The sequence below is a fragment of the Rhodococcus sp. BH4 genome, from assembly GCF_002079265.1.
GTDB lineage: Bacteria > Actinomycetota > Actinomycetes > Mycobacteriales > Mycobacteriaceae > Rhodococcus_F > Rhodococcus_F qingshengii.
The window spans coordinates 985,263-996,506 of sequence record NZ_CP014941.1 but is presented as its reverse complement, the minus strand read 5'-3'; the positions used below and the strand labels follow the sequence as shown (position 1 = coordinate 996,506).

10 protein-coding genes are annotated in these 11,244 nt (G+C 63.8%); 6 read left to right on the top strand and 4 right to left on the bottom strand.

Going from position 1 to position 11,244, the window contains the following annotated elements; translation table 11 throughout:
- Positions 1–62: 62 nt before the first annotated feature.
- Positions 63–647, bottom strand: coding sequence for a class I SAM-dependent methyltransferase (locus A0W34_RS04695; protein ID WP_003945672.1), 585 nt, complete (start codon positions 645–647; stop codon positions 63–65).
- 143 nt (positions 648–790) lie between these two features.
- Here A0W34_RS04695 and A0W34_RS04690 point away from each other — a divergent pair, with 143 nt between their 5' ends.
- From A0W34_RS04690 to A0W34_RS04680, 3 genes are all read left to right on the top strand, one after another.
- Complete coding sequence (locus A0W34_RS04690; RefSeq protein WP_081557389.1) at positions 791–2,938, top strand: MMPL family transporter; 2,148 nt, start codon at positions 791–793, stop codon at positions 2,936–2,938.
- Positions 2,939–3,041: 103 nt separating this feature from the next.
- The gene (locus tag A0W34_RS04685; RefSeq protein ID WP_003945447.1) at positions 3,042–3,452 is read left to right on the top strand and encodes a DUF302 domain-containing protein; all 411 of its coding nucleotides are present in this window, start codon (positions 3,042–3,044) and stop codon (positions 3,450–3,452) included.
- A 90-nt stretch (positions 3,453–3,542) separates the two neighbouring features.
- Entirely contained in the window at positions 3,543–3,812 is a 270-nt protein-coding gene (locus A0W34_RS04680) for a metal-sensitive transcriptional regulator (protein ID WP_007734349.1), read from the top strand.
- A gap of 59 nt (positions 3,813–3,871) precedes the next feature.
- On the opposite strand, the gene A0W34_RS04675 is transcribed toward A0W34_RS04680, so the two are convergent.
- On the bottom strand, positions 3,872–4,675 hold the full coding sequence (locus A0W34_RS04675; protein ID WP_003945829.1) for an alpha/beta fold hydrolase: 804 nt from the start codon (positions 4,673–4,675) through the stop codon (positions 3,872–3,874).
- Positions 4,676–4,785: 110 nt separating this feature from the next.
- On the opposite strand from A0W34_RS04675, the gene A0W34_RS04670 reads away from it, so the two are divergent.
- Entirely contained in the window at positions 4,786–5,721 is a 936-nt protein-coding gene (locus A0W34_RS04670) for a methionyl-tRNA formyltransferase (protein WP_007734348.1), read from the top strand.
- Positions 5,722–5,765: 44 nt separating this feature from the next.
- Here the strand turns inward: A0W34_RS04670 and A0W34_RS04665 are convergent, their stop codons facing one another.
- Positions 5,766–7,541, bottom strand: coding sequence for an ABC transporter ATP-binding protein (locus tag A0W34_RS04665; RefSeq protein WP_042920544.1), 1,776 nt, complete (start codon positions 7,539–7,541; stop codon positions 5,766–5,768).
- A gap of 23 nt (positions 7,542–7,564) precedes the next feature.
- Positions 7,565–9,319, bottom strand: a complete 1,755-nt coding sequence (locus A0W34_RS04660; protein ID WP_081557388.1) for an ABC transporter ATP-binding protein — start codon at positions 9,317–9,319, stop codon at positions 7,565–7,567.
- Between the two features lie 156 nt (positions 9,320–9,475).
- On the opposite strand from A0W34_RS04660, the gene A0W34_RS33105 reads away from it, so the two are divergent.
- Together A0W34_RS33105 and A0W34_RS04655 are read left to right on the top strand one after the other, a co-directional pair.
- The gene (locus A0W34_RS33105) at positions 9,476–9,649 is read left to right on the top strand and encodes a hypothetical protein (RefSeq protein WP_164490548.1); all 174 of its coding nucleotides are present in this window, start codon (positions 9,476–9,478) and stop codon (positions 9,647–9,649) included.
- A gap of 103 nt (positions 9,650–9,752) precedes the next feature.
- Complete coding sequence (locus A0W34_RS04655; RefSeq protein ID WP_085989962.1) at positions 9,753–11,216, top strand: alpha,alpha-trehalose-phosphate synthase (UDP-forming); 1,464 nt, start codon at positions 9,753–9,755, stop codon at positions 11,214–11,216.
- Positions 11,217–11,244: the final 28 nt, after the last annotated feature.

The window sequence follows — 11,244 nt, the reverse complement described above, 5'->3', positions numbered from 1 at the left end:
CGAACACCCTCGCAAGTTTAGGGTAGGCTACCCAGGAACGTGAAGGTGCGCTCCCGCCCTGGTCAGACCTGTTCCCACGGACCGAATTCGAGCAAAACGTCAATTGCCGTCTTACCGTCCTGCGGCCGAACGACATGTTCGAGGGCATAGACCCTCGATCCCTCCGCAGCGCGAGCGAGATCGGAAATACCGGGCAGAATGGTCGGTTCGGGTGGACCGCCCACACCACGATGGAAGTTCTCGATGGAATGCCCCAAATAGAGGACCCGTCCGCCGGGCGTCAGCCACTCCCCGACGCGCTTCAAGGTTGCGGCCAGATGGTCGACCTCGAGGTGAAGAAAGCTGACCAACACCAGGTCGACCAGCCCTTCCGGCTGCCACTCGGTCGCGTCGCCGACCTGCCAGTCGACAGCCTTGTCCCCGTCACTCGCCCGTGCCAGATCGATCGCCACCGACGAGTAGTCGACCGCAGTCACCGACCAACCTTGCCCAGCCATCCACCGCGCGTGACGGCCGTCGCCGCAGGCCAGATCGATCGCGGTGCCTGGTCTCAGATCGGAAATTCTTGTTGCGACGGTTCCCGCCGGGTCGACTCCCCATGGCTCCGTCACCGCTCGGTATCGCTCGTCCCAGTCGCGTGCGTCCATGATTGCTCTCCCATATCCGTTTCACCGTTTCAGATCGGACGGTGCCCCCAGCAGCATAGAGAACCCTCGAATGTGACAGATCGATACCCCTGGGGGTATACAGGTGACGGACAGGAATACCCCCACCCGTATCAGGAGTGAAGATGTCAGCGACCAGAACAGTCACCGCGGACCCACCCACCCGAGCCGACGGCATACTTGCGCGTCTCGGTCGATCGATGGCGACTCACACCCACCTCGTCGTCGGCGTCTGGTTGATCGCGTTGATCGCACTCGGCGCCGCAGCACCCAGCGTCTTCACCTCCCTGGCCGGCGCGGGTTGGCAGGCAAACGGATCCGAATCCGTGCAAGTTCGCGAGTTGGCCGAGCAGCATTTCGGTGGAAATTCCTCCGCCGCAGTACAGGTGGTCGTTCACTCGGATTCTCTACCCATCACGGATCCGTCGATGCAGCAAACCCTGGCCGCGGCAACGGAAATCTTTTCCGCGGACCCTCGCTTCGGCGAAGTGATCGCCCCGCAGCCCGGTATGACCATCAGCCCGGACGGACATACCGGCATCATGGTCGCGGGCGCCAACGCGAGTACCGACGAGATGGTCAGCGCGGTAGACGAACTCGGCAAGAAGCTCACGGGCTTGTCCACCGACACGATCGAGGTGTACCCGACGGGTGCGTCGGCGTTGTGGAGCGATTTCAACAAGGCCAATCACGAAGCCATGATCAAAGCCGAAATGATGTCGTGGCCCGTCACTCTCGCGATCATGGTGTTGGCCTTCGGCTCCCTGGTTGCCGCGGGTCTACCACTACTGCTGACGCTTGCGGGCCTGGTCGCTTCGGCGGGCGGGCTTGTAATCCTCAACGAGATCACGCCGATTTCCGTGTGGGCCATGAACTTCGCGATGATGTTCGCTCTCGCGCTGGGCATCGACTACGCACTCTTCCTCGTCGCCAGGTTCCGGGATGCATTGCGAGCCGATCCGGATCCAAGGGCCGCCGTGGCTCAAACCATGGACACCGCCGGCAAGGCTGTGGTCCTTTCCGGCCTCACAGTTCTGGTCAGTTTGTCTGCGGTTCTCATCGTTCCAGCCCCGGCCGTACGCACGATGGCTGTCGGAATCATGCTCGCTGTGATCTTCGTTCTCGCCGCAACACTCACCCTGTTGCCTGCCGTGCTCGGCAGGATCGGCGCGAAGGTCAACGGCGGTTCTCTACCGTATGCAAAGCGCCAGCAGCACCGCTCCCCAATGTTCGCAGGTTGGGCATCATTGCTGCACAAGCACCCGTGGCCATTCGGCTTCGGCGCCTTACTCATCCTGATCGCACTCGTTGTTCCGGTCTTCGGACTGAAGGTGGCAATGCCCTCCATCGCCGTGGTTCCCGAGGACGCCCCGGTTCGCCAGGGCTATGAACTGGTGCAGCAGCAATTCGGGGACGGCGCCCCGGGGATGTTGCAGATCGTCACGTCCGCCGACGATGCAGCCGACACCTCACGTATTGCCATGAGCGTTGACGGCGTGGCCATGGTCACCCCAGCGCAACAAGCTGCCGACGGGTCCGATCTTGTTATGCTGCAAGCAGTTCCCACCGTCGACCCGTCAGATCCTGCGATGGAAACCATCCTTGCCGACCTTCGGTCGCAACTGCCGGAATCGGCGCTCGTCGGCGGCGCTCCGGCCGAAAATCTCGACCTTCAGCAGGCACTCGACGACTACCTTCCCATCGTCGTGGTCGTGATTCTGACGCTCGGATTCCTGTTGCTGCTGATCGCCCTCCAGGCGCCTTTGATCGCCTTGATCGGCACGCTGGTCAGCCTGCTGTCCACTGGGGCCGCATTCGGAATCGCGAAGCTGATCTTCCAGGACGGTCACGGAGCAGGCCTACTCGGCTTCACCCCCCAGGGTTTCCTCAACGGGTGGGGTCCGGTCTTCTTCTTCGCCATGATCTTTGCGATCGCGATGGACTACACCGTGTTCCTGCTTTCGAGTGCCAAGGAGCACTACGAACGCACAGGCGACCCCGCGATCGCACACATCGACGGCCTCGCGCATTCAGGTCGGGTCATTGCGGCGGCAGCAGCGGTGATGGTTGCGGTCTTCTTCACTTTTGCGCTCGCAGATCCCTTGCCACCCAAGGAAATGGGCATCATCCTCGGCGTAGCTGTGCTCCTGGACGCAGTGCTCGTCCGCTTGGTGCTGCTGCCCGTTCTCCTACGCCTCACCGGCCGGGCAGCCTGGTGGGCGCCGGCATGGCTGCGTCGCGTCCTGCCGAACATCAGCTTCTCGCATGGCTGATCGTGTACCCGACATCACTGTCCTACTGATACCCCCAGGGGTATGATGGAGACAAGAGAAATCAAAGCCGGCGACAGTGACAGCCAACGACGAGGAGCGCGCAATGACAACACCCACAGAACCGATAGCGATCGCAACCAAGGTCACCGGAACATTCGACGACGTCGTCACCCGCACGCGTGGCGCTCTCGCCGAGCAGGGCTTCGGCATCCTGACCGAGATCGACATGCAAGCAACACTCAAGGCGAAGCTGGACGAGGACATGGAAAAGTACCTGATCCTGGGTGCCTGTAACCCACCGTTGGCCCATCGGGCAGTTTCGGTGGATCGTCAGATCGGCCTCCTACTGCCGTGCAACGTCGTCGTCCGCGAAGATACGACTACCGAGAATTCGTTCTTCGTCGAAGCGATGAATCCTGCTCTCATGGTTCAGGTTTCCGGCGAACCCGGCCTCGAGTCCGTGGCAGCCGACGCAGCCGTCAAGTTGCGCGCGGCCGTCGACTCGCTGATCTGACACCGCAGCCGGATCAAACACTGAATCAAGCATTGACATGCCCCCAGGGGTACCCTTGACCGCAGCACGAACACTCGAGAAGGGGCCACCATGACCGGCGACGAAGAGAGCATTGCGCTCGTATTGAACAGACTGCGTCGTGCCCACGGCCAACTTGCCGGGGTCATCTCGATGATCGAGAACGGCCGCGACTGCAAGGACGTCGTCACGCAACTCGCCGCCGTGTCCAAGGCGCTGGACCGAGCAGGGTTCAAGATCGTCGCTTCCGGGCTGCGTGAATGCCTGAGCGGTGACAGCGCGGAAGGTCAGGAACCGATGACCGAGGCCGAACTCGAGAAGCTGTTCCTGGCACTGGCCTGAAACATGAGAAGGGCCTGACCTGCAGTTAGCAGGTCAGGCCCTTTCTCGCGTGCGGAAAACTACTTCGCCAGGAAGTCGATCAGCACCTTGTTCACGGCCTCCGGACGCTCGAGGTAGCCGTAGTGCCCGGCGTCGGGAATCTCTTCGTACGACGCCGTAGCGATGCAGTCCGCCACCTCGCGGGAGAGGTAGGGCGGGATCATGCGGTCGTCGGCGAAAGCGACGGACAGGCACGGGCGCATGATCGACTTGTACGCACCCCGTCGATCGAAGGCGCGGTCCATACCGAGCTGCGCGCGAACACCCGGTGACGTTGCGCCGCCGGTGAACTCGAAGATGTCCATCCAGTCGCGCGCGGAGTGATCGTCTGCCAGCGTGGCCGGCGAGAGGTTCATCACCGCGGTCACTGCGGCACGGTACTTGGCCGGCAGAGCGACGCCACTGTCGAACAACTGGCGCTCACCCTCGGTCAGGACCTGCTGGAAATGATCCATCCGGGCGTGACCGGCGAGGAACACTGCTTTGCGAACCAGATCGGGCCTGGCGAGCGTCAGTTCCTGCGCCACCCGGGCGCCCATCGAGGTGCCGATGACATGGGCCGGACCGCCACCGAGGTGCTCGATCAGTCCGGCGGTGTCTGCGACCATGTCGGGCATCGTGATGCCGCCGAGGCTCTCGCCGGACGGTGCGATTCCGCGGTTGTCGAAGGTGCAGACTCGGTAGCCGGCGGCCACCAGCGCCGGGGTCTGGTGCAGATCCCAGACGCGGCCGGGGCTGCCGGTCCCCATGATGAGCACCACCAGATCTCCATCACCCTTGACCTGGTAATTGATGGGGATTCCGTTGATTGTGGCGACCGTCATGTCAGCCTTCCTCCTCGTACGTGTGATCAACAATTTTGGTTGGATAGCCTAAGCTGATGGGCGGTCGTGTGACCGCAACCCCAGCCCATGCTCGTCCAGGAGGACCCCCGTTGAGAGTCGCTACGCTCGGATACCAAACCTGGGGCCACCGTACCCTGCAGGCCTTGATCGACTCCGATCACGAGGTCGTGCTGGCAATCACACACCCGAAGAGCGAACACGTCTACGAACAGATGTGGGCGGACTCGGTTGCAGATCTGGCGGCCGAGAACGGTGTACCCGTTCACGTGGCGAACAAGCCTGACGATGCCTTCAAAGCCGCGCTGGCCGAAGCAGCTCCCGACATCATCGTCGCCAACAACTGGCGTACCTGGTTGCCTGCGGAGGTCTTCGACGCACCCAAGTACGGCACCCTCAACATCCACGATTCGCTGCTGCCCAAGTACACGGGATTCTCCCCGCTCATCTGGGCTCTGATCAACGGCGAAGAAGAAGTCGGCCTTACGGCGCACCTGATGGACGAGGAACTCGATGCGGGCGACATCGTGCTGCAGCGATCGACGACGGTCGGCCCGACCGACACCGTCACCGATCTGTTCCACCGCACGATCGACATGATCGGCCCCATCACACTCGACGCCCTGGATCTGATCGCGTCCGGCCGTACCGACTGGACGCCGCAGGACCGATCGCAGGCCACGTTCTTCCACAAGCGTGCACCGCAGGACAGCCACGTCGACTGGTCCTGGCCCGCCGAGGTCATCGAACGTTTCGTCCGGGCACAGTCCGATCCGTACCCCAACGCTTTCGCCGAGTTCAAGGGCCAGCGCATCCGCATCCTGAAGGCGTCCGTCTCACGCGGGCACTACGGCGGAACCCCCGGCCGAGTGTTCATCCAGGAAGACGACGGCATGGTGATCGTCGCGGGCCCCGACGCGTGGTCGGGCAAGAACAAGGGACTGCGGATCGAGCGCGTCCGACTCGACGACGGCAGCGAGTACACCGCCGCCGAGTTCTTCCCCCACGGCGGCGGGTACCTCACCTGATCGCCGGATCAGACCCCCTCAGTACAAAACCCAGTACAAACCCCTCAGTCGCGACCTTCCCAGGCCGCCCACAGTTGTGCGTAACGCCCGCCCGCGGACACCAGTTCGCGGTGCGGGCCTTCTTCTACGATCTGACCGTGTTCGAGCACGATCACTCGGTCGGCGCCCGCGGCCTGGGTAAGCCGGTGTGCGACAACCAGAGTGGTGCGGCCCTCCGTAGCGGCGTCGGCAGTCGCTTCCAGTTCCCGCGCTCCGGCGCTGCCCGCCTCCGCTGTTGCCTCGTCCAGTACGGCGACGGCGGGATCGGCCAACACCAGTCTCGCCAAAGCCAACTGCTGCGCCTGCGCCGCTGTCATCTCGTGCCCGCCTTCGCCGACGACGGTCAGCATTCCCTCGTCGAGAGCCTCCACCCACTCGTACGCGCCGACCGTCCGCAGTGCCGCGGCAACGTCCTCGTCCGAGGATTCGGGAGCCGCCAATCTCAGATCCTCGATCAGGGGTCCGGCAAAGACATGAACCTCCTGACTCACGATCGCGATGTGGCGTCGTAGGTCATCGAGGTCGGCAAGCGGGACACCGCCGATCGACACCCGGCCCGACGTCGGAGTGATCGAACCGGCAGCGATCGCCGCGAGCGTCGTCTTTCCGGCTCCGGTCGAACCGACGAGCGCCACGCGTTCCCCCGCTCGCAGTGTGAGGCTCACTCCGTGGAGAACCTCATGACCACCGTCGTAGCTGTGCCGAATGTCATCCAGACGCAGCGAACCGTCGGCCGGAACGGAACCTGCATCCGTCGAAGGCTCCGTTTCCTCGATCTCGACGACGCCGACCAGTCGCGCGAGGCTTGCGCCGGCCGACTGCACTTCGTCGAAGGTGTAGAGCAGTGAGCCGATCGGGTTGAACAGGCGATGGAACAGCAGGGCAGCAGTCGTCGTCTGGCCGACTGTCACGACGTCCTCACGGACCAGCAGGAATCCGACGACGAGAATCATGGACAGGCCCACGAATTCGGCGCGGTTACCTCGACCGGCGAACCTCGTGAACAGGCCGAACACTCCGACTGCCAGATCGCGCGCTTTTGCCGACGCCGCATCGATCTGCCCGAGGTGTTCCTTCTCGAGGCTGTACGCGCGGACCGTCTTCGCACCCTGGAGACTGCTGATCAGCGCTTGTGAACGAGCCCCCATCGCTACCCGCTCGGCTGCGTAAACAGGAGCCGATCGTGGCAGGTACCACTTGAGCGCCAGCGCGTACATCGGCAGCGCGACCATTCCGGCCAGACCGAGTCGCCAGTCGAGTCCGAGCATGGTCACCATGCTCAGAGCCACGAGCAGAACCGCCGCGATCATGCCGGGAACCACGTCGGACACGGCCTTGGCGATCACCGACACGTCGTCGCCGACACGCGAGAGCAGATCGCCCTTACCGACCTTCTCGACGGTCTGGATCGGCAGTCGCAGTGCCCGGTCCACGGTCCGCTCTCGCAGATCCGCCAGGATCGTCTCACCGAGCCGCTTGATCAGATAGGCAGCCACACCGGTGAACACACCGCCCACGATTGCGGCAGCGGCGATGATCACGACCACCCCGACGATCGTCGACGTGGGCGCGTTGTCCCGGACCCGGTCGACCAGGACGCCGAAGACGTAAATCGGCACCAAGGCCATCGCCGACGCCGAAGCCGCGACGATCAGGACCAGCAGGCTCTGCATCCGGTGTTCGGTCAGCGCCGCCCGCAACCACTTCCAGGTCTGGCGACCACTCGCGATCGGCAACAACTCGCGCTCTGTCACCTTCTCGGCATTCTCCCCGGCCGGCATTTCGGTTGTCGTGTCCGTGGCCGTCACCGCAGCACCGCTCCTCGGTAGTTCGCGTCGCCGCGAGAGAGTTCGGAATGTGTGCCGATCGAGGCGATCACTCCGTCGTTCAACACGATCACTCGATCCGTCACGGCCAGCAAGGCTGGGCTGCTGGTGATCAATACCGTCGTGTGGATGCCACCGGCACCCTCGTGCCGCAGTTCTGCGATTCCTTCGGCGATCGACGCCTCGGTCACCGCGTCCACCGCCGTCGTCGGATCGTGCAGGACCATCACGGGTGCCTGTGCCACCAGGGCGCGCGCGAGGGCGACGCGTTGCCGCTGGCCTCCCGACAAACTGGCGCCCCGATCGGTCACTTCGAGGTCGAGACCGTCCGGATGTGCATCGACGACATCCGCCGCTGCCGACGCCACCAGAGCGCTCTGGATGTCGAGAGCAGCGCCATCACCGGCGCCCGCGGTGACGTTCGACGCAAGCGACCCGGAGAACAGATCGGTGATGTGCGGCTCCACCAACACCGTCCGACGTGCCAATCGCAAGTCCATGTCGGACAGGCTGATTCCGCCAACCCTCACCACTCCGCGATACGCGTCCTGCGCCAGCTGACCGGACAGGACCGCGACAAGGGCGTCGGCGTCCTGCGGCTGGTAAGCCACGACGCCCAGCAGTTCTCCCGCAGGCAGGTGCAAGTCGATGCCCTTGAGCGACTTGTACTCGACTCCGTCGAGGGTCAGGTCGGTGCCTTCGAGTTCGGTCTGCGAACCCGCGCCCCGCAGTGGCTCCGCGTCCAAGACCAATGCCAGTCGATCCGACGACGCCCGCGCCACCGCGAAGTATCCGGGGATGGACGCAAGCAATCCGAGCGGTTCGATGATGAACTGCGCAAGCCCCACCACGGTGATCAGTTCACCGACCGTGATCCGGCCCTGCAAAGCGAAGTATCCGGCGAAGCCCGCAACACCGACTGCGAGCAACGCACTGACGGTCGCGGCAACGCCGGTGTAGATACCGGTCGCCTTGGCCGTGCCGATCGTCGACGCGAGCGCCTGACGGCTGACTGTGCGATAGCGAGCCGACGCGGTCTTCTCACCACCGATACCGCGCAGTGGACGCAATCCGCTGACCAGATCCGTAGCCATCGCCGACGCCCGAGCGATCGACGCCTGCTGACCGGTGGCCCTCGACGTGATGAGAGGCGCCGCCAACTGCAGCAGACCGAGAATGACCGGCGTTCCGATCAGAACGGCCAGCCCCAGCCAGAGGTCGATCCACACCAACGCCACCGCCGACGCCACCGCAGCTGTCAGGGCCGCAGCGGCGCGCGGGACGATGTCCGCGATCCACGAAGTCTGCTCGGCATCGGATGTCGAGACTGTCAGCAATTCACCCGAACGCAGATCGGTGCGCACCCCACGCGGATCGAGGACGCGGTGCGCCACCTCGAGCCGGAGGCGATGAGCCTCCTGCTGCATCGCGGTGACGATGAAGCGTGCGCCGAAGCGCCACGCGGCCGTCAGAACGAGAAACAGAGCCGCGAGACCGACGATGGAGACGATCAGGGCCGTGGTGTCCGAAGTCTCCACCGCACGGTCGATGATCACACCGATGGAGATCGGCACCGCCGTCTCGGTCAGTTGGTGCAGACAGACCAGAACCGTGCCGATGGCGAGCGGGCCACGGTTACGGACGAGGACACGTCGCAAAATCGCAGCACCGCTGTGATTGCCACTATCCGGCTCGTCCGAGTCGACGGTCACACTCGAGGGGGTCGAACTCATGGAACTCCAAGCATCGATGGAAGCGATAAAGTTGAGTACAGGGATAAGTAAGTCGACCCTAATACATGAGCAACTAGCGTCGACACGCCCAGTTCTCATAGAGTCGCGAGTAAGAACCATTGCTTGCGCCGTGCAGGCAAGCACGAGAGGAACATGATGGCTGAGAACACGACCGTCGAAACCGAGATCGCGGACGAGGACCTCGAGCCCGTAGCGGACGAAACTGCTCGTCAGGCACAGCGCGTCGTCGCTGCCTACGCGGAAGATGCCGACGAGTGCAGGATGCTGCTCTCGATGCTCGGTATCTCCCCCGCCGCCAAGCTCGACTGAATCTTTCCCTCACCGACCGAGAAGGAACCACGTGCCTGTCAGTCCGGATTCGACCAGTTCAACCCTTTCTGACAGCGCACCTGCTTCTTCGACCGGTGAAGCCGTGTCCGGGCAGGCTGAGTTCGTTGTCGTAGCGAACCGCCTGCCCGTCGACTTGGAACGGCTTCCCGACGGCACCACCCGCTGGAAGCGAAGCCCCGGCGGACTGGTCACCGCTCTCGAGCCGATCCTGCGCAGCAATCAGGGCGCGTGGGTGGGCTGGGCGGGGGTGGCGGACGCCGAGCTCGACCCCATCGTCGAAGACGGACTCGAGCTCTACCCCGTGCCGCTGAGCGCCGAGGAGATCAACGAGTACTACGAGGGATTCTCCAACGCCACCCTCTGGCCGCTCTATCACGACGTCATCGTCAAACCCGAGTACCACCGCGAATGGTGGAACGCCTACGTCGAGGTGAACCGGCGATTCGCCGAAGCCACCTCCAAGGCAGCGGCACAGGGCGCGACAGTCTGGATCCAGGACTACCAGCTGCAGTTGGTACCGAAGATGCTGCGGATGCTGCGCCCCGACCTGACCATCGGCTTCTTCCTACACATTCCGTTTCCCCCGGTCGAGCTGTTCATGCAGATGCCGTGGCGCACCGAGATCGTCGAAGGCCTCCTCGGCGCCGACCTCATCGGCTTCCACCTTCCGGGTGGCGCACAGAACTTCCTGTACCTGGCCAGACGCCTTGCCGGGCAACAGACTTCACGTGGAACCGTCGGCGTCCGCTCCAAACTCGGTGTGGTGCAAGTAGGTTTCCGTAGCGTCCGCGTCGGCGCCTTCCCTATCTCCATCGACTCCGGCAAGCTCGACGAGCTCTCGCGCACCAAGGCAATTCGAGACCGCGCCAAGCAGATTCGCAAAGAACTCGGAAACCCCAAGCACATCATGCTGGGCGTCGACCGCCTCGACTACACCAAAGGCATCGACGTCAGGCTCGCTGCGCTCCACGAACTTCTCATGGAGAAGCGCATCGACCCCGCCGACACCGTCATGGTGCAGTTGGCGACCCCGAGCCGCGAACGCGTCGAAAGCTACGTACAGATGCGCGGAGACATCGAGCAGAAGGTCTCCCGAATCAACGGCGAGTTCAGCGAAGTCGGCCGCCCCGTCGTCCATTACATCCATCGGCCGATCCCACGCGACGAACTGGTCGCGTTCTTCGTCGCCGCCGATCTCATGCTCGTCACGCCGCTGCGTGACGGCATGAACCTCGTCGCCAAGGAGTACGTCGCCTGCCGAAGCGATCTGGGTGGTGCATTGCTGCTCAGCGAATTCACCGGTGCCGCAGCAGAACTCCGCCAGGCATTTCTGTGCAATCCCCACGACCTCGACGACGTCAAGGATTCGATGGAGAAGGCCCTCAATCAACCGCGCGAGGACGGCCGGCGCCACATGCGTGCGCTACGTCGTCAGGTCCTGACGCACGACGTCGACCGCTGGGCGCGCTCGTTCCTCGACGCGCTCGCACACGGCGGTGCCGCAGGCCCGGCGCTGATCGCCCCGGCCGAAGCCCAAGACCACTGAGGACAGTGCACAAAGGCTGAGGCCGCGG

Coding starts and splice junctions, on each gene's coding strand:
- A0W34_RS04695 (WP_003945672.1), bottom strand. CDS start 647: ATGGACGCACGCGACTGGGACGAGCGATACCGAGCGGTGACGGAGCCA.
- A0W34_RS04690 (WP_081557389.1), top strand. CDS start 791: ATGTCAGCGACCAGAACAGTCACCGCGGACCCACCCACCCGAGCCGAC.
- A0W34_RS04685 (WP_003945447.1), top strand. CDS start 3,042: ATGACAACACCCACAGAACCGATAGCGATCGCAACCAAGGTCACCGGA.
- A0W34_RS04680 (WP_007734349.1), top strand. CDS start 3,543: ATGACCGGCGACGAAGAGAGCATTGCGCTCGTATTGAACAGACTGCGT.
- A0W34_RS04675 (WP_003945829.1), bottom strand. CDS start 4,675: ATGACGGTCGCCACAATCAACGGAATCCCCATCAATTACCAGGTCAAG.
- A0W34_RS04665 (WP_042920544.1), bottom strand. CDS start 7,541: ATGCCGGCCGGGGAGAATGCCGAGAAGGTGACAGAGCGCGAGTTGTTG.
- A0W34_RS04660 (WP_081557388.1), bottom strand. CDS start 9,319: ATGAGTTCGACCCCCTCGAGTGTGACCGTCGACTCGGACGAGCCGGAT.
- A0W34_RS33105 (WP_164490548.1), top strand. CDS start 9,476: ATGGCTGAGAACACGACCGTCGAAACCGAGATCGCGGACGAGGACCTC.